The organism is Natrinema sp. 1APR25-10V2, assembly GCF_031626495.1.
Taxonomy (GTDB): Archaea; Halobacteriota; Halobacteria; order Halobacteriales; family Natrialbaceae; genus Natrinema.
This window is the reverse complement of sequence record NZ_JAMQOJ010000001.1, coordinates 476625-493547: the sequence shown is the minus strand read 5'-3', so window position 1 is coordinate 493547 and position 16923 is coordinate 476625. Positions and strand designations below refer to the sequence as shown.

The 16923-nt window shown below is 66.1% G+C and carries 19 protein-coding genes and 1 pseudogene; 11 read left to right on the top strand and 9 right to left on the bottom strand.

Features of this window, described 5'->3' with window-relative positions:
- The first annotated feature begins 66 nt into the window (after nucleotides 1–66).
- Both cofG and NDO75_RS02610 read left to right on the top strand, forming a co-directional pair.
- Nucleotides 67–1230, top strand: coding sequence for a 7,8-didemethyl-8-hydroxy-5-deazariboflavin synthase subunit CofG (gene cofG, locus NDO75_RS02615; RefSeq protein ID WP_310904547.1), 1164 nt, complete (start codon nucleotides 67–69; stop codon nucleotides 1228–1230).
- 69 nt (nucleotides 1231–1299) lie between these two features.
- On the top strand, nucleotides 1300–1473 hold the full coding sequence (locus NDO75_RS02610; RefSeq protein WP_310904546.1) for a hypothetical protein: 174 nt from the start codon (nucleotides 1300–1302) through the stop codon (nucleotides 1471–1473).
- A 20-nt stretch (nucleotides 1474–1493) separates the two neighbouring features.
- Here the strand turns inward: NDO75_RS02610 and NDO75_RS02605 are convergent, their stop codons facing one another.
- The 3 genes from NDO75_RS02605 to NDO75_RS02595 form a co-directional block, all read right to left on the bottom strand.
- Complete coding sequence (locus NDO75_RS02605; RefSeq protein WP_310904545.1) at nucleotides 1494–1946, bottom strand: nucleoside deaminase; 453 nt, start codon at nucleotides 1944–1946, stop codon at nucleotides 1494–1496.
- A 66-nt stretch (nucleotides 1947–2012) separates the two neighbouring features.
- Nucleotides 2013–3305, bottom strand: a complete 1293-nt coding sequence (locus NDO75_RS02600; protein ID WP_310904544.1) for a M48 family metallopeptidase — start codon at nucleotides 3303–3305, stop codon at nucleotides 2013–2015.
- Nucleotides 3306–3355: 50 nt separating this feature from the next.
- A complete protein-coding gene (locus NDO75_RS02595; protein ID WP_310904543.1) occupies nucleotides 3356–4114 on the bottom strand; it encodes an SDR family oxidoreductase in 759 nt (252 codons plus the stop codon).
- 115 nt (nucleotides 4115–4229) lie between these two features.
- Here NDO75_RS02595 and NDO75_RS02590 point away from each other — a divergent pair, with 115 nt between their 5' ends.
- Complete coding sequence (locus tag NDO75_RS02590; RefSeq protein WP_310904542.1) at nucleotides 4230–4871, top strand: cyclase family protein; 642 nt, start codon at nucleotides 4230–4232, stop codon at nucleotides 4869–4871.
- 108 nt (nucleotides 4872–4979) lie between these two features.
- Here NDO75_RS02590 and cofH read toward each other — a convergent pair whose 3' ends face one another.
- Both cofH and NDO75_RS02580 read right to left on the bottom strand, forming a co-directional pair.
- Nucleotides 4980–6359, bottom strand: coding sequence for a 7,8-didemethyl-8-hydroxy-5-deazariboflavin synthase subunit CofH (gene cofH, locus NDO75_RS02585; protein ID WP_310904541.1), 1380 nt, complete (start codon nucleotides 6357–6359; stop codon nucleotides 4980–4982).
- A 125-nt stretch (nucleotides 6360–6484) separates the two neighbouring features.
- Nucleotides 6485–7510: a potassium channel family protein gene (locus NDO75_RS02580; protein WP_310904540.1), complete on the bottom strand. Its 1026-nt coding sequence runs from the start codon at nucleotides 7508–7510 to the stop codon at nucleotides 6485–6487.
- A gap of 235 nt (nucleotides 7511–7745) precedes the next feature.
- Between NDO75_RS02580 and NDO75_RS02575 the strand changes: the two genes are divergently transcribed.
- Together NDO75_RS02575 and NDO75_RS02570 are read left to right on the top strand one after the other, a co-directional pair.
- Nucleotides 7746–8036, top strand: coding sequence for a hypothetical protein (locus NDO75_RS02575; protein WP_310904539.1), 291 nt, complete (start codon nucleotides 7746–7748; stop codon nucleotides 8034–8036).
- A 146-nt stretch (nucleotides 8037–8182) separates the two neighbouring features.
- Entirely contained in the window at nucleotides 8183–9202 is a 1020-nt protein-coding gene (locus NDO75_RS02570; protein WP_310904538.1) for a phosphoribosylaminoimidazolesuccinocarboxamide synthase, read from the top strand.
- Between the two features lie 33 nt (nucleotides 9203–9235).
- Here the strand turns inward: NDO75_RS02570 and NDO75_RS02565 are convergent, their stop codons facing one another.
- Nucleotides 9236–10252 carry a PAS domain-containing sensor histidine kinase gene (locus tag NDO75_RS02565; protein ID WP_310904537.1) on the bottom strand — a complete coding sequence of 339 codons (1017 nt, stop codon included), beginning with the start codon at nucleotides 10250–10252 and terminating at the stop codon, nucleotides 9236–9238.
- Between the two features lie 151 nt (nucleotides 10253–10403).
- Between NDO75_RS02565 and NDO75_RS02560 the strand changes: the two genes are divergently transcribed.
- Entirely contained in the window at nucleotides 10404–10682 is a 279-nt protein-coding gene (locus NDO75_RS02560; protein ID WP_310904536.1) for a MoaD/ThiS family protein, read from the top strand.
- Between the two features lie 86 nt (nucleotides 10683–10768).
- On the opposite strand, the gene NDO75_RS02555 is transcribed toward NDO75_RS02560, so the two are convergent.
- Both NDO75_RS02555 and NDO75_RS02550 read right to left on the bottom strand, forming a co-directional pair.
- On the bottom strand, nucleotides 10769–12076 hold the full coding sequence (locus NDO75_RS02555) for an acetamidase/formamidase family protein (RefSeq protein ID WP_310904535.1): 1308 nt from the start codon (nucleotides 12074–12076) through the stop codon (nucleotides 10769–10771).
- 201 nt (nucleotides 12077–12277) lie between these two features.
- Nucleotides 12278–12613 (bottom strand): hypothetical protein, encoded by a 336-nt coding sequence (locus NDO75_RS02550; RefSeq protein WP_310904534.1) that lies wholly within the window; start codon nucleotides 12611–12613, stop codon nucleotides 12278–12280.
- A 559-nt stretch (nucleotides 12614–13172) separates the two neighbouring features.
- Between NDO75_RS02550 and NDO75_RS02545 the strand changes: the two genes are divergently transcribed.
- Together NDO75_RS02545 and NDO75_RS02540 are read left to right on the top strand one after the other, a co-directional pair.
- Nucleotides 13173–13337: a hypothetical protein gene (locus tag NDO75_RS02545; protein WP_310904533.1), complete on the top strand. Its 165-nt coding sequence runs from the start codon at nucleotides 13173–13175 to the stop codon at nucleotides 13335–13337.
- A gap of 71 nt (nucleotides 13338–13408) precedes the next feature.
- A pseudogene (locus NDO75_RS02540) lies at nucleotides 13409–14030 on the top strand (dienelactone hydrolase family protein); the annotation flags it as partial.
- 49 nt (nucleotides 14031–14079) lie between these two features.
- On the opposite strand, the gene NDO75_RS02535 reads toward NDO75_RS02540, so the two are convergent.
- On the bottom strand, nucleotides 14080–15030 hold the full coding sequence (locus NDO75_RS02535; protein WP_310904532.1) for a formyltetrahydrofolate deformylase: 951 nt from the start codon (nucleotides 15028–15030) through the stop codon (nucleotides 14080–14082).
- Nucleotides 15031–15382: 352 nt separating this feature from the next.
- Between NDO75_RS02535 and NDO75_RS02530 the strand changes: the two genes are divergently transcribed.
- The 3 genes from NDO75_RS02530 (at nucleotide 15383) to purQ (ending at nucleotide 16820) form a co-directional block, all read left to right on the top strand.
- The gene (locus tag NDO75_RS02530; protein WP_310904531.1) at nucleotides 15383–15697 is read left to right on the top strand and encodes a HalOD1 output domain-containing protein; all 315 of its coding nucleotides are present in this window, start codon (nucleotides 15383–15385) and stop codon (nucleotides 15695–15697) included.
- Between the two features lie 131 nt (nucleotides 15698–15828).
- Nucleotides 15829–16080 (top strand): phosphoribosylformylglycinamidine synthase subunit PurS, encoded by a 252-nt coding sequence (gene purS / locus NDO75_RS02525; protein ID WP_310904530.1) that lies wholly within the window; start codon nucleotides 15829–15831, stop codon nucleotides 16078–16080.
- A 59-nt stretch (nucleotides 16081–16139) separates the two neighbouring features.
- Nucleotides 16140–16820 carry a phosphoribosylformylglycinamidine synthase I gene (gene purQ / locus NDO75_RS02520; protein WP_310904529.1) on the top strand — a complete coding sequence of 227 codons (681 nt, stop codon included), beginning with the start codon at nucleotides 16140–16142 and terminating at the stop codon, nucleotides 16818–16820.
- Nucleotides 16821–16923 lie beyond the last annotated feature (103 nt).

Here is a 16923-nt window from a genome sequence, read left to right as displayed (position 1 = left end):
CGCCGACGGCTCCCGGGCCGTCACGAAGCCAAGGTCTTATAGTCCGAGCGACGACACTCCGAGGTAATGTTCCCCGGGGCAGACGAGTACGGCGTCGATATCGCGATCGACGAGCGGGCCGTCGAGGACCTCCTGCAGGTGAGCCCGAACGACGTCGACGCGCCAGCGCGATTGACCTTCGCGCGGAACGTGTTCGTGCCGCTCACGACGGCCTGTCGGTACACCTGTACCTACTGCACCTACTTCGACCCGCCCGGGCAGGCCTCGCTGCTCTCGCTCGAGGAGGTCCGCGAGATCTGCCGGCGCGGCGCGGACGCCGGCTGTACCGAGGCGCTGTTTACGTTCGGCGACGACCCCGACGACCGCTACACCGAGATCCACGCGCAACTCGAGGAGTGGGGCCACGACTCGATCCACACCTATCTGCGCGAGGCCTGTGAAGTGGCGCTCGAGGAGGGGCTCTTACCCCACGCCAACCCCGGCGATCAGACCCGCGAACAGATGGCGGTCGTCGCGGACGTCAACGCTAGCATGGGCGTGATGCTCGAGACGACCGCGGAGGTCGGCGCCCACGCCGGCCCGCGACGCAAGGTGCCCGGCCAGCGCCTGCGAACCCTGAAGAACGCGGGCGAACTCGACGTCGCGTTCACGACCGGGGTTCTGGTCGGGATCGGCGAGGACTGGCGGGATCGCGCCGAGAGCCTGCTGGCAATTCGGGAGTTACACGAGCGCTACGACCACATCCAGGAGGTGATCGTCCAGCCGGTGGTGGAGAACGAGCGCTGGTCCGGCGGCTCGCCCGACCTCGCGACGATGCGGCAGGTGACGGCGATGGCTCGCATCGCGCTGCCGGAAGAGATTTCGGTGCAGGTGCCGCCGAACCTCGCTCCCGCGAAGGACCTCGTCGACTGCGGCGTCGACGATCTGGGCGGCGTCTCGCCGGTCACCGACGACCACATCAATCCCGACTACACGTGGCCCGCGCTGCGCGAACTCGAGGAGATCGCCGACCACGCCGGCGTCCCGCTGGGGGAGCGCCTGCCCGTCTACGAGCGATTCCTCCCGCCGGACCTGCGGACGGACGACTTCGACGGGCGGCTCGCGGACGGTGCGGACGCCGGCCGGGAGTGGATCTCGCCGACGATCCGGGACGCGCTCGCGGCCGACGATACCGCCGGGCGGCGCTATCGCGCCGTGCTTCGTGATGAGACGGCGGCCGCGGCGGACTAGGCAGTTCCAACCGGTTTCGCACTCGTTCCGAATCGAGTCGGTTATCCGCTGCTATCCCTGAAGACGTGTGTGACTCCCCCCGAACCCGTCGCCGACGAGGGCCGAACGCTCGAAAGTCACGGGTACCGCATTACCGTCGACGAGGGCCGTGATTCGTTTTTCGCGATCTGCCTCGAGGACCCGGAGCGCGAGACCGCGTGGTTGATGTCAGATACCGTCCGTTCGCTCGAAGACATGCAGTAGCCACCCAGTGTGTGCGTCGGTCAAAAGTAGTCTTCGTGGACCGCCAGTCCCTCCTCCTCGAGCACCGGTCCGTCCACGGTCGTCGAGCCGTCGGCCCGGTCGACGACCTCCGCGCACGGAATTTCGATCACGCCGTCGTCCCGTATTTCCGCGAGTGACTCGACGGACACGCTGTAGACGACCCGCTCGAGCCCCGCATAGACGATCGCGCTCGCACACATCGGACACGGCTCGGTGCTCGTATACATCGTACACGCCGCGCGCTCGGCCGGCTCGAGTTCGCTCGCGGCCCAGCGGGCCAGTTCGAACTCCGGATGGGCGGCGATGTCGTCGTCCGTGAGGGTCCTGTTCTCGGCCGTCCGGACGATCTCGTCGTCGACCACGAGCAGTGAGCCGAAGGGGGTGTTGCCGTGTTCGACCGCCGACCGCGAGAGGTCGATCGCCCGCCGGACGTAGGATTCGTCGGTTGCCATAGCCGCTTCTTCCGGGGCCGACGCCGAAACGCTTCCCCTCGAGACCGGCGCAGCCGCGGTCGGCCGTCAGTCCGCGCCGCTCGCGTCCATGGGCGGTGACTCGCCCGCGTCCGCCCCGTCGCTGACCTCGCGGATGTACCGGATCCGGTCCGGAATCGGCGGATGCGTGTAGTGGAAGGTGGCGTACAGGGGGTGTGGGAACGGGTTCGAGAGGTTTTCGGCTGTGAGCCGGCAAAGCGCGTCGACAAGCGGCTCGCCATCGCCCGTCACGTCCGTCGCGAAGGTGTCTGCCTCGCGCTCGTGGGAGAGCGAGAGGCGGTTCTCGAGCGGCCGGGTGAGTTTCGTGAGAGGCTGGAGCCAGAGCGCGCCGACCGCGAGCCCGACGTACGTCGTCTCGGGGAGCGCGAACATGCCGTAGAGCCACGGCGTCTCGAGCAGGTACCAGAGAACGGCGAGCGTGGCACCGATTCGGACCACGCCGGCCGCAAACCCTTTCCAGACGTGGCCCCGCTTCCAGTGGGCGAGTTCGTGGGCCAGAACGGCCTCGATCTCCGCGAGTTTCATCCGGTCGACGAGCGTGTCGAACAGCACGACCCGCTTGGTCCGGCCGAAGCCGACGAAGTAGGCGTTGGAGTGCGAGGAGCGCTTGCTCGCGTCCATCACGTAGACGTCGTCGCAGGTGAAGCCGGCGCGGTCGAAGACGCGCTCGACGGCCACGCGGAGTTCGCCCGACTCGACCGGTTCGAAGTCGTTGAACAGCGGCGCGATCACTCGCGGGTAGAGCACGAGCATCGCGAGCGAGACGGCCGCGAACAGCGCAGTCGCCGCCAGCGGCCAGTAGGTCGGCAGCCGCCCCACGACCCAGAGGACGGCGGCAGCGAGGACGGCGGTGAACCCCGCCGCGAGGACGGTTCCGACCAGCAGGTCCCTGACGAACAGCGCGAGAGTCCCCTCGTTGAAGCCGAACCGCTCCTCGATCACGAACGTTTCGTAGGCGTCGAACGGAACTGAGACGAGTCGAAGGCCGACGACCGCGGCGACGAAAAAGGCGGCACCCGTCGCGATCGGGCCGTACCCCAGCGCCTCGAGCCGCTCGACGACCGTTGCGACCGCGCCCGAGTAGAGGGCCGCGAGTACGAGTGCGAGGACGACCCACGTCTGAATCTGCGAGAGGACGGTGGTCGCTCGCTGATAGGCGATCACGCGGTCGGGCTCCTCGAGTCCCAGCCGATCCGCGACCCAGTCGGATTCGCGCTCGAGCGTCCGTTTCCCGTGGCGGAGGTTGAGCGCGGAGAGGACGGTGAAAAATGCGGTCGTCCCGACGAGTACGATGAGAAAGAGTGCGTGGTACGCGAACATACCCGTAGTACGGTGCGGAAGCGGGTTAACGGTTGTTCCGGGTCAGCGAACTACGTACAGGAGAAGCCGCCGTCGACGACCAGCGCCTGTCCGGTGATCCAGTCGGCCTCGTCGCTGGCGAGGAACAGCATCGCGTTGGCGATGTCCTCGGGCCGGCCGAGTCGCTTGAGCGGATAGTACTTCGACATCTCCTCTTTGGTCGCCTCCCACTCCTCCTCGGTGCGGTTCTTCCGGGGCATCGCGGTATCGGTCACGCCAGGACAGACAGCGTTCGCCCGCACGCCGGCCGGCCCCACCTCGGCCGCGACGGTGCGCGTGAAGTTGACGACCGCGCCCTTCGACAGCGAGTACGCGCCCAACTGCGGCGCGCCGATGACGCCGGCCAGCGACGCCGTGTTGACGATCGCACCCGATCCCTGCTCCTTGAAGTGGGGGATGACGGCGTGACAGCCGTTCCAGACGCCCTTGACGTTCACGTCGATGACCCGGTCGCGCTCGCCCTCGTCGATGTCCTCGACTTTCGAGCGCTCGTGGCTCACGCCGGCGTTGTTGACCATGATATCGAGGCCGAACTCCGAGACCGCCTCGTCGACCGCCGCGTGAACCGCGTCGGCGTCCCGGACGTCCAGCTCGAGCGCGGTCCCACCTTGCCCCGCCTCCTCGACGAGGTCAACCGTCTCCTCGGCGCTTGCGAGGTCGATGTCGGCCGCGACGATCGTCGCGCCCTCTTCGGCGAACAGTTCAGCTGCTTCTCGGCCGAGGCCGGACCCGGCACCCGTGATGAACGCTGTCTTGCCTTCGAGTCGCATACACACACACGTTATCAGGGTACCGTATAACGATTGTCACACCATTCGAGAGATCGACCGTCGATCGGATCGAGGACCGGGCATCGTTATGCCCCTCGGCCGACGGCTCTCCCGTATGCAGGTCGATCTCACTCAGCCGATCGAGACGGGGATGCAGACGTACCCCGGCGACCCCGCGGTCGCCGTCCGCCCCCACACTACCCACGCGGCGGACGGCGCTCGTGTCTCGAGCCTCGAGTGTGGCAGTCACACCGGGACCCACGTCGACGCGCCCGCCCACACCGAACCCGACGGCCGGACCCTCGAGTCCTATTCGATCGACCGGTTCGTCTTCGACGCGGTTCGAGTCGACTGCCGCGATCTCGAGGCCCGCGAGCCGATTCCCGCGGATCGGATCCCGGATACCGAGGCCGACCTTATAGCCTGCTGGACCGGCTGGGATGCTCACTGGGGGACCGATCGATACCTCGAGCATCCGTACCTCTCACCGGCGGCGGCCGAGGCCTGCGTCGAACGGGGGTTCGACGTCGCCGTGGACGCGCTCAATCCCGATCCGACGCCGACGGAAAACGCCACCGCGGAGGAGCCGGAAGGGTTTCAGACACACCACGCGCTGCTCGGCAACGATCTGCTGATCCTCGAGAACCTGACAAACCTCGAGGCCGTTGCGGACCGCTTCGAGTTCCGGGCGTATCCGCTGGCCCTCTCGAGCGACGGCGCCCCGGTGCGAGCCGTCGGCGTCGGAGATATGAAATAGATCTGCCACCCGCGCGGTCGCCGACCGGTGATGCCGCTCCACTGTCGAGAACACGCGAGAGCCAGCCTACAGGTGCTGGGTCGTCACTGATCGAGACGGTTTCGTCGATCAGTCGTCGGCGATCGCGGTCCGTTCTTCGCTCTCCGCTCGCGTCAGCAGCGGCGTCCCGTCGGCTTTCGGTCCGAGCCGCGGGCCGAACGGCGGCTCGTCGGGATCGATGACGCGGCGTTGCTCGTAGTCGGTCGAGCGTTCGACGGGAACGCGGCCGATCGAGGAGATCATCTCGACGTAGTCCTCGAACGAACGGAACTCGCCGTAGCCGCCGCCGGCGCGCTTGGTAATCTCTTCGGAGAGGATCGTCCCCATGTAGTCGTCGGCCCCACACGAGAGCATCTTCAGCCCCTGTTCGTCGCCGTACTTGACCCAGGACGACTGGATGTGATCGACGTTGTCGAGGAACAGCCGCGAGACGGCGATCAGCAGCTCGTCCTCGTCGATGCTGGCGCCGCCCGAGACCACGTCGTGCTCGAACAGCGGCGTGTTCTGGTGGATGAAAGACAGAGGGACGAACTCGGTGATATTGCCCGTTCGATCCTGTAAATCCCGGATTCGCTTCAGGTGCAGCGCACGGTGGGCCTCGTTCTCGACGTGGCCGTACATGATCGTCGCCGTCATGCCGAGGCCGACGTTCGCGGCTGCCTCCATGGCCTCGAGCCAGCCGTTCGTACTGATCTTGCCGGGGCAGATCACCTCGCGGACCTCCTCGACGAGGATCTCCGCAGCGGTGCCGGGAACGGTATCGAGGCCCGCCTCCTTCAGCCGGCGGTACACCTCCTCGTAGGACCAGTCGGTGCCCCGACGGGCGTGGTACGCTTCTTCGGGCGTCATCGAGTGGACGTGGACGCCGTCGACGCTCATCGCCGAAATCTGGTCCGTGTAGGTACCGGGACTGGTGTCGTAGACCGCCGGCGGCTTGTAGTTGACTTCCTTCGGGTTCGGGTGGGCCTCGAGGATCTCCCGGTGTTCCTCGTCGAGCGCGAACGCGGGGTGCAGTCCCGAGACGGACGTGACCTCGTAGATGCCGCGCTCGACGGCATCGGCGACGATTTCGCGGGACTCCGCGGGCGTCTTCGTGAAGCCGGCCGTCTCGATCTCCGTCTCGCGCTCGAAGGTGTGGGCGGCGTCCTTGAAGTTACAGAACAGACAGCCCACGTTACAGGCCGTGGTGACGTTGTTGTTCAGATTCGCGATGAAGGTGACCTCCTCGCCGACGGTCTCGGCGCGGCGGCGATCGGCCGCCTCGAGGACGCGTTCCTTGCGCCGCCGGTCGATCCCCTCACTGTCCGTCCCCGTGGTGAGTAACTCGATCGCGTCGTCGACCGCGAGTCGGTCACCGTCGTGCGCTTTCGCCAGTGCGTTCTCGAACGACTGGTCGGTCTCGGGAACGTGTTCGAACGTGAGGTCGGCCTCGGTCACCGGTCGCTCCATCGGAGAAACGATTCCGGCACAGCGAGAAAAGCATGGTGGATTCGGCGATCCGGCGATGTCATCTCGGTCGTTCGGGCCCGGCCGTCGAACGGGGATCGATCGACCGATCGGCGCTGGCGCGGTCACTATTCTCGTGCGATGTTCGCAGGCGGTGTCGGTTCCGACGTCGGCCATTGCCGGCGGTCGGATTCGATCAGACGGAGCAGCGTTCGCCGGCGTTCGTCCACGTCAGCGACGGCGTCGGCGAACGCTTCGTCGGACACGGTCGGAACGTCCGCGTCGCGAAGCCGCTCGAGGTCCGGCGCGGGCGGGGAGCGATCCGCGGGTTCGATGAACGCGTTGCGGAGCGTCTCGAGGTAACTCTGCACACTCGCTCGCGCGTTTTTGACGATGGTGTCGCTGGGTCGGTCGGCTTCGGGCACGCCGAACCGAAAGAGGGTGAGCGCCTCGTCGAGAGCGGCGATGCTCGCCACCGGTGCTCGGTTGCGCTGTTCGCTGTGGAAGTAGTGGAGGATCGGGTACGCCTTGTGGTTCTCCGTGAGCGCGTTCAGCTGCGAGGTGAGATCGTTCAGGGGTACGTCGAGTCCCCGAAACGCCTCGCCGTCCCAGCTCGTCCGGACGATCTCGTCGCCGCTCGTTCCAAGCCCGCTCACGCTGCTCGCGAACGACCGCTTCTGTGTGACGGCGTCGAGGACGGAGAGGACGTAGGTGACCGTCAGGGTGACGAAGAGCATCCCGCTGGCGGTCGCGAGCGTGGTCGCGAGCTGCCAGACGCCGTCCCGCGGGACGTAATCGCCGTTTCCGAGCGTGAAGATCGTGTAGCCGGTGACGTACACGTACTCGAACCAGGAGAGCGGCCCCGTGCCGACCGTATCGATGAAAGGGGTTGTTCCGCTCGCGAAGACGAGCGTCCAGCCGATCCAGAGAAGAAGGATCCAGACGGAAAGCCCGACGACGAGAATCACCGGTCCGGCGAGGGTGAGCAGTCTCGAGTCACGATCGCCGATCCGCTTGAACCCGCCCCACGTCACCGCCATCAGCCGGGAGGTGAGCGGCCCGGCACCGCCTTCGACCCACAGCGTCGTCCAGAACAGATCCACGACGACGACGGCGAGGAGGACGGCTCCGACGACGAACGGTACGGGATCCATCTCAGCGCCACCCCGCCGTCGACCGGTGAATCGGTTCCGGGGGAGCGCCGGCTCGCACGCGCGCGACCGCCGGGAGCCCGGTACTACGGTCCGAAATCGGTTCGACCACGCTCGTCCGTTCGGGCTCGAGCCGGAAAACGCTCGAGCCGGAATGTTCCCGGCCAACTCGTCGGCTTCGCACGGCTCGTCGAACGCAGGTCCCGGAATTATCGGTGCGGACCGTGAATCCACCCGTATGAGCTCACGGACGCCACGGGAGTGCATCGATCGCGCGCTCGACGAGTCGGCCGACGAGGAGACGCGATCGGCCGCGATTCGCGAGCTGAAGACGGCCAACGAGTGCGACGAACTCGAGGCGCTCGTCCGACGGGAAAGTCTCGACGAGCGGTACCGTCGGCAGGCTCTCGAGGCACTGGCGACGCCCCAGTGCGACTCGACGCTTCGCGAACTCGTCAGGGAGGATCCGGTCGGTGGCTCGCTGCAGGACGACGCCGCGGCGTTACTGGAGACCGTCGAGGGGAACTGAGTGACCGATCCCGACCACCGGTCCGCGGACCCTGGGCCGGATCGAGCGCGCTGCGGTCTCCGGCCCGATACTGAAACCTTCTTACTGTCCGACCACAGCAACTGGAGTATGAACTGCGGTGGCGGACACGTCCTGAGGTGTCCCGTATGACGAGTGTCAAAGAGTTCCGCATCGAGGAGGAAGCGACCGCCCAGGAGCTCGGCCGGGGCTCGTTCGTCTTCACCGACGACTACTCGGTGTTCGACTGGGGGAAGATGCCCGACCAGATCCCACAGAAGGGCGCGACCCTCTGTACGATGGGCGCGTTCAACTTCGAACTGCTCGAGGCCGAGGGCGTGCCGACCCACTACCGGGGCGTCGTCGAAAACGGCGACGTCATCGACCTCGAGGACGCCTCCCATCCGCCCTGGGAGATGGCCATCGAGCTGACGCAGGTGCCCGACCTGCCCCACGAGGGCCGCGAGTACGAGTACGACCACTACCACGGCGCGGCCGGTGAGAACTACCTGATCCCCCTCGAGATCGTCTTCCGGAACCGCGTCCCCGTCGGCTCGAGCCTGCGGAGCCGGACCGAGCCCGCCGACCACGGCCTCGACTTCGATGAGTGGCCCGACGAGGCGGTCGATCTGGACGAGCCGATCGTCGAGTTCACGACGAAGTACGAGGAGAGCGACCGGCAGCTCGAGCGCGACGAAGCCGACGAGATCGCGGGGAACGCGTCGATCGAGGACCTCGAATCGGTCGCCCGCGAGGTCAACCGGATCGTCACCGAACAGGCCGACTCCGCCGGGCTGGTCCACGAGGACGGCAAGATCGAGTGTCTGTACTACCAGGGCGAGATCCGCGTCGCAGACGTCGTCGGCACCTTCGACGAGAACCGCTTCAGCTACGAGGGAGTCCAGCTCTCGAAGGAGGTACTGCGCCAGTACCACAAGCGCACCCAGCCCGAGTGGGTCCAGGCCGTCGACGCCGCCAAAGCCGAGGCCAAGCGCGAGGGCATCGCCGACTGGAAGTCGCTGTGCGACGCGGAGCCCGCCCCCCTCGAGGAGGGCGTCCTCGAGACCGCTCGCGACATGTACTGTGCCGGGGCCAACGCCTACACCGGGCGTGAGTTCTTCGACGCGCCGCCGCTCTCGAGCGCGATCGGCGCGGTCCAGCGGCTGTAGCGCCGGGGAACCGACCGACGGCTGCCCGCGCCGTCAGGCGGAAACGAGGTCGAGTTCCCCGTCGCCGGGAACGACGGTGAACTCGAACCGCACGCCGCCCGCTGCGCCCTCGGTGACGGCGACGGTCCAGCCGTGGGCCTCCGCGATCGTCTCGACGATGTAGAGGCCGAACCCGGTGCCGTCGGTGAGACGGCTGAAGCCGGGGTCGAAGACGTGCTCGCGGTCCTCGACGGCGATTCCCGGCCCGTCGTCTTCGACCGCGAATCCGGCCGTCGTCTCCGTGACCGTAACCGTCACCGACGGCCCCGCGTGTTCGACCGCGTTTCGAAACAGGTTCTCGAAGAGCCGCTGGAGACGGGAGCCGTCGGCGTTCACGGTGGTCGTCGTCCGAACGTCGAGCGTCGCGTCGGCGGTGTCGACCATTTCCCACGCATCGCGTGCGACGGTCGTCAGATCGACCGGTTCCGCGTCCATCACGCCGCGGCCGTCGCGTGCGATGACGAACACGTCGTCGATGATGCGACCGATGCGATCGAGCGAGTCACCGAGCGAGTCCAGTTGTTCGTCGTCGCCGTCCGTTCGATATCCTTCTAGATCGCCGTACGCGACGGCGAGCGGATTCCGCAGGTCGTGCGTGAGGATCGCCGCGAACTCGGATAGCCGATCGTTCTGCGCGGCGAGTTTGATCGCCTGTTCTCGCTGTTCGGTCACGTCCCGTCCGACGCCGCAAAATCCGACGACGCTGCCGTCGGCGTCCGTCAGTCGGCGGCCGCTGAGTTCGAACAGTATCGTACCCTCGGTCGTGTTCGCCCGCGCTTCGACGACGACCTCGCCGGTATCGAAGACGGCCTCGACGGCGCGCTCGACGGCCGGACGGTCCGCCTCGAGGAAGAACTCCATGGGCGTCGTCCCCGCGAGTTGCTCGTCGGTCAGATCGAACAGCTTCCCGAGTCGGTCGTTCCAGAAAACGAGCTCGCCGCGCTCGTCGTAGATGTAGAAGACGTCGTCCAGGACGTTTACCGATTGTCGAAGTAGTACGTCTTCAATCATGTGTTACTATTGGATTTCGACGATATAAGTCTACGCAGACGTGTCATCGGAGTCCTAGCTCGATCAAATGCCCAAAAGTAACACGGCAGTCTCGACCGCCGATGGCCGTCGTCGCCGGTCGGTATATGTGTCCGGTCGGCCCAGTGCGACCATGGAAACCGATGTCACGGTGTACGGACCCCTGCGGAGCGCGACCGGCGCGAAGACGGTGTCCCTCGAGTGGCCGGGCGGTACGGTCGCCGCCGCCATCGCGGCCTTCGTCGACGCCTATCCGCGGGCGAAATCACAGCTCTACGACGGCGACCGGATCCGGCCGAGCGTCAGAGTCGCGGTCGACGGCGAGCGCGCCGCCCTCGAGGATCAGGTTCCAGAAGCGACCTCGCTGACGCTGGTTCCCGCCGTTCAGGGCGGTTCCGACGACGAGACGTAATCGTTCCGCGACCGCCTGCGAACTCGGTCCCACCGCAGCCGGTGACTCCGGAAGCCCCGCCGTTCGAGACGGCAGACGGAACGAGCCTACAGCCCGTACTGCTCGCGCACGAGGTGGTCGATCCCGCAGTCCTCGAGGACGGCCATCGGCGCGAGCATGTCTAGTTGGACGACGCCCGGGAGACGGCCGATCTGGACGCCGCCGGTGAACGTACACCGCGAGCGGACCTCCCCCTCGCTCATGTCGAGCAGTTTCGTCGCGCGGTCGAAGGCGTTCTGCGTGGCGTCGTTGACCGTCGCCCCGGAGCCGATCACCTGAATCGGCCCCATGTCGTCTTCTACCTCGACACCGTGATCCGCGCCGAGGTCGCGACCCGTCTCGCGCTCCTCGTCGCTGTACGGTTTACTGATGAACGGCAGATCCTCCTCGGGGGGTAACAGGAGGGGGCCATCGAGCTCGAGGCCGTCGATCACCTCGACGTCCATCGTTACGTTTCCACTCACGTCGGTCGTGTGCAGGGAGAGTTCGCCGTCGCCCTGGTTCGCGTGTAGATCACCGACGTAGACGCCAGCTCCGTCGACTTTGACGGGACAGATCAGCGTCGCGCCGGGCCGCACCTGTGGGATGTCCATGTGGCCGTCCGTGCGGGCCTCGAGATCCGCTTCGCTGTCGACGCCGTAGTCGTGCTCGGCGCCGATAAGGTACTGGCCGAAGTCACCCGCGTTGTGCGAGTCTGGCATCGTGACCGGCGGCGTCGTCCCGACGTTGCCGATGAACGGGCGCAGCCGACCCAGCGTCCCGGGCATCTCGCCGGGTTCGTACAGCAGGATGGGGTGCTGGCGGGAGTTCTCGGGGATGTCCATCACCTCGTCGGCGTTCTCGGCGAGTTCGTGTGCCCCGTCTTCGTCGAGCGTGATTCCGACGCTATGGTCGTCGTCGAACGCGACGGTGTAGCCGTACTCGAAGCCGAAGGAGGAGGCGTTCGCGCCGCACTCGGCGCATTTGATCGATTCCTCCCCCGTTCCCTCGACGATCGATTCGGGCCACTCGGTGCCGCACTCGGGACAGCGGTGATCGACGAACGGGTCGTCGCCGAAGGCGTCCTCGCGTTCGGCCATCGAACCCGTGCTCGTGGCCATGCTCGTCACCTCCATGTCGCGGATGTGCAGGGCGACGGCGTCACCGACCTCGGCACCCTCGACGCGGATCGGCCGGGTCACTTCGTGGCCGCCGCGGAACTCGGGCGTGATCATCGGCCCCCAGCAGCCCGGCGGCGTGTACGTTCGAATCGTTCCGCCGTCCGCGACGGTCCCGGCCCACTCCTGATCGGGGCCGACGAGGCCGAGCGTGTACTCGTCGACGTACAGCTCCTGTTCGACTTCTCGCTGTGCCATAACATACCAACGTACGCCGTCACCGTCGTTAAGCTTACCGTCAGCGGGAATCGGTCGGCTAGGTCGCGGTTCGGACCAGCCCGTCGTGGACAGAAAGCGGCCCTCGCCAGCACGACGGTGGCGGTCGACACCGATTCGAAGGCCGCTGTTCAGCGGCGGTTCGGTCGGACGTTCGCGGACGGAAAGCGAGATCCTGCTTTCTCACTCGTCTGACCAGGGCAGTTCTCGCTCGTCCACGCGCTCCAGTACGCGAACGAGGATACCGAAGTTCGATCCCGGATGCACCGTCGCGTCGTTCCGGTCGTGCGAAACGACGTCGGCCTCGTCGAGTCGAGGGAGATGGTTGTGAGAGAGGGCGAGCGAAACGTGGCAGAGATCCTCGTTTGAAGGGTTCTCCTGCTCCGCTTCTCCGACCCGGTTAGCCAGTTCCGTCGTCGATAGCGGCGTGGTGGACTCCCGCAGGATTCGGAGTATCAGCCGCCGCCGTCGCTTACTAAGTAATACGAAAATATCCGATTCTGAGAGTTTCTGTGACATCTATTATACCTTGAGATACAATACCGTGGTTCGCAATCGTAGATATATATGGACGAGATAGGTGACCTGGATCCGCCCGATGCGACGCGGTCGTATACGTGAAAACCGAATTAATACGTTGCTAAGGACGGCGGAAACGGGAACGAGAGGTCTAGGGACCGGACCGCACACCGAAGCCGACGCACTGCTCGAGCTGCGAGCGTTTCGAGCCGGCCTCTCGTCGGACCCATCGGCTTCCGCTGCGGGACTCTGCAACCGAGTACCCGATGTCGATCACCGGCCTACGGCTGCGTACTCGGGCCGACGAGTTCGACGGACTGGTCGGGAAGCGAGGGCCTCGAGCGATGCCGAACGCTAGAACCTGAAAGCGCGGCTCGAGACTTCGCCCCGCTGTTCGGGGGCGTCACGGTCGACCGAGAGAACGCGAAGCGGACGCCGTCAACTGTCCGACGATCGGAGAGTTTGCCGCTACAGAGGCTAAGTCGGGTGATTCGGCCGACCACGACCGATACGGCCGAAATGGATTCGTTAAAGTGGGTCTCGTTCCACCTGTCAACCGATGACCGACTCGACGGACGAGGACGAACCCGAATGTCGACAGTGTGGCGATCCCGTCGGATCGTCTCCCGAACAGCGCGTGATTACGACGGTCGAAGACGAGACGACCGTCTACAAACACTTCTGCAGCGACGACTGCCTCGAGCTCTGGGAAGCGTCAGCGTAACGGGCAGCCGACAGCGTCGAACCGACGAGGGCGACTCCCAACAGTCAACTCCGTCGGGGTGGACCGTCGATATGTCGTCCACCGGAATCGACACCGTCACCGATATTCCCGTCGACGGCGCGACCCTCGAGGACAACCTCGTCGTCCCGCCGGACGCGACCGGGCTCGTCGTCTTCGCCCACGGGAGCGGCAGTAGCCAACACAGTTCGCGAAACAACTTCGTCGCCGAGCGGCTCCGCGAGCGCGGTCTCGAGACTCTCCTGTTCGACCTGCTCACGAGGCCGAAGACCGAGATCGGGAGAACCGGTTCGACATCCCCTTACTGACCGATCGACTCGTCGCTACGAGCGCCTGGGTCCGCGACCGGCCGGACGTGGCCGTCGACTCGAGCGGCTACTTCGGCTCGAGCACCGGCGCGGCGGCCGCCCTCCGCGGCGCGGCCCATCTCGACACGGCGATCGACGGACTCGTCTCCCGCGGCGGCCGCGTCGACACGTCGGCCGAGGTCGTCGACGACGTGACCGCACCCACACTGCTGGTCGTCGGTGGCGACGACGAGTCCGTCCTCGAGTCGAACCGCGAAATCTACGACGCGCTCACCTGCGAGCGCGAGCTTCACGTCGTAGCGGACGGGGCCGCCTCTTCGAAGGCGAGGGCGAACTCGAGGAGGTCGTCGACGCGGCCGCAAATTGGCTCGTGACGCAGCTCGGCGACGTAGAAAGGGCCTGTTCAGCGACAGCGATTACCGATCCTCGGCGACCGCGCTGCCGATCCCGTCGACCGGCCGGTCGGGCGTGAACTCCTCGACCTCGTCGGGCAGCCCGAGTTGGTACTCGCTGCCGTTCTCCCTGACCGACGTTCGGCCGCGGTGGACCGACACGTCCCCGTTCAGGTGGAGCTTGACGGCCTCGAGCAGGGCGTCGGCCTCCAGGGGCTGGCCGCGGCGTTTCATCTCCTCGACGCCGGCGTCGTCGGGAACGTCGAACGCGCGCTGGGTGATGATCGGCCCCTGATCGAGGTCGGTTGTGACGTAGTGGGCGGTGACGCCGGCGACGCGAACGCCTTCCTCGACGGCCTGCCGGTAGGCCTCCGCGCCGGGGAACGCCGGCAGCAGCGAGGGGTGGACGTTGATGATGCGGTCCTCGTAGCGGAAGACGACGTTGGGAGAGAGGATACGCATGTACCGCGCGAGGACGATCAGGTCCACGTCGTAGTCGGCGAGCAACTCGAGCAACTGGTCCTCGTTCTGCTGGCCGCCCTCGTCGCCGATATCGTGGAACGGCACGTCGTAGTGCTCGGCGAGCGGCTGCAGATCGTCGTGGTTGCCGATGACGACGCCGATGTCCGCGCCGAGTTCGTCGTTGGCCCAGGCCTCGAACAGAGCCTCGAGACAGTGGCTCTCTTTGGTGACGAGGACGGCGATCTGCTGGTGCTCGCGGTCGGCGGGGAACCGGACCTGCACGTCGAGGCCGAGGTCGTCCCCGAGGTCGTGGAGGTCCTCGCGGAGCTTGGCCTCGGTACAGACCATTTCGGAGGTATCGACGGCGAGGTACATCCGGAAGACGCCGTCGCGGACCGCCTGATCGAGGTCCTCGATGTTGATCCCGCGCTCGAACAGGAGGCTCGTCACTCGCGCGATCAGTCCGGTGTCGTCGTCTCCGATCACCGTGATCTCGGTTACGTCGGTCGTCACCGCTGCCACCTCCGCTCGAGCGAAGTTCGTTCCATCACGACGGACTCAGTTCGCGCGCGGCTAAAAGTCCTGCTTTCCGTGGAGGTCGCTGAGAACGACCCGCATCGTTTTCTCAGTTCGGCGCCCTGCGAGTCCGAAATTTACTCGAACCTGTCCCGTTACGAAGGAGGCCGCCGACTATCGCGCCTCTGACGTATGACGAACGCTCGAGCGGACCCGCCGCCCGTCTCGCGGATTGGTTTATTTTGTCGTACAGGTATTCGTAATTTGTCTGACAGGGTTTTATGCTCTCGACTGTGGAACGAGTTTTCAGTCACGCTCAGTGACAGTCGCCAGCCGATGGGTGAATACGATGACAGCAACACCACACGACCACGGCCGATCACGAATCGATCGCGAACGGAAGACGGCGTTTGTCTCGCACGACTGGAACGGAAACGACTCGCTGACGGCGACGATCGTTTCGACGGTCGCCGACCTTTCCGACGCCGATCCGACCGATATCGAGCGAATCTACGACCGGATCGATCCCGAGAGCCTCGAGACGTTGTTCGAACCGACGAGCACCACCGGCGGGCGAAACACCGGACAGGTAACGTTTCAGCTAGACGCCTACACGATCACCGTCCACGCGACGGGGGACATCGTCGTCGCACGGGCCGCGTAGCGGCCGTGGGGCGACTGCCGACGTGATGACGCGGGCAGTAATCGCCGTCCCGGTCCGATTGGGTATCCACGAACGTGTATTTCGGAGTCAAGACGAAAGCGTTTTTGAGCACGGTTACGGGGTATCAGATAATGACCGCCTACACCGCGACGGTGACGGTTCGACTCAAACGCGGCGTGCTCGACCCCGAGGCCGAGACCACGAAGGGTGCTCTCGAGCGACTGGGCTTCGAGCTCGAGGACCTGCGCTCGGCCGACCGCTTCGAGATCGACCTCGAGGCCGACTCCGCCGACGGCGCTCGCGAACGCGCGGACGAGATGGCCGAACGCCTGCTGGCGAATCCGACCATCCACGACTACGACGTGGAGGTCGACGAGCGGTAGATGACGGTCTCTCTCACACCGATCGAAACCGTCGGTCGCAACACCGTGGGGTGGCGACTGTGACGGTTTCGATCGTCCGGTTCGGCGGCTCGAACTGCGACCGCGACGCCGAGCGCGCCCTCGACCACCTCGAGATCGACGCCGAGATCGTCTGGCACGAGGACGGCCTCCCCGAAGATACGACCGGCGTCGTCCTCCCCGGCGGGTTCTCCTACGGCGACTATCTCCGCGCGGGCGCGATGGCGGCCCGCTCGCCGATTATGGCCGAGATCCGCGAGGCGGCCGCCGACGGCGTCCCGGTGCTCGGCGTCTGCAACGGCGCGCAGATCGGCTGCGAGTCCGGGCTCACCGAGGGTGCGTTCACGACTAACGAGAGCGCCCGCTTCCAGTGTGAACACGTTTACCTGCGCGTCGAGCGCGGGGACACGCCCTGGACCGCGGCCTACGAGGACGGCGAGGTAATCGAGGTCCCCATCGCCCACGGCGAGGGGCGCTACGAGATCGACGACGACCGGCTGGCCGAACTCGAGGACGAGGACCGCGTCCTCTTCCGGTACTGCGACGAGAACGGCGAGACCGGACCCGAGGCGAACCCGAACGGCTCGAAACACGACGTCGCCGGCGTCCTCGGCGAGCGCGAGACCGTCGCGGTGTTGATGCCCCATCCCGAACGCGCGACTCTGCCCGATATCGGCCCGACCGACGGCCAGGGGATCCTCGAAGGGTTCCGGACGACGTAACGGGCGTATATCGGCTCTAGACTGGTTTTGTCGTCGCATTCGCCCGCATCGATTGACACGACTCAGTTCGTGAGTCGAATCAAACAGTAATAGTGTCGGCGTT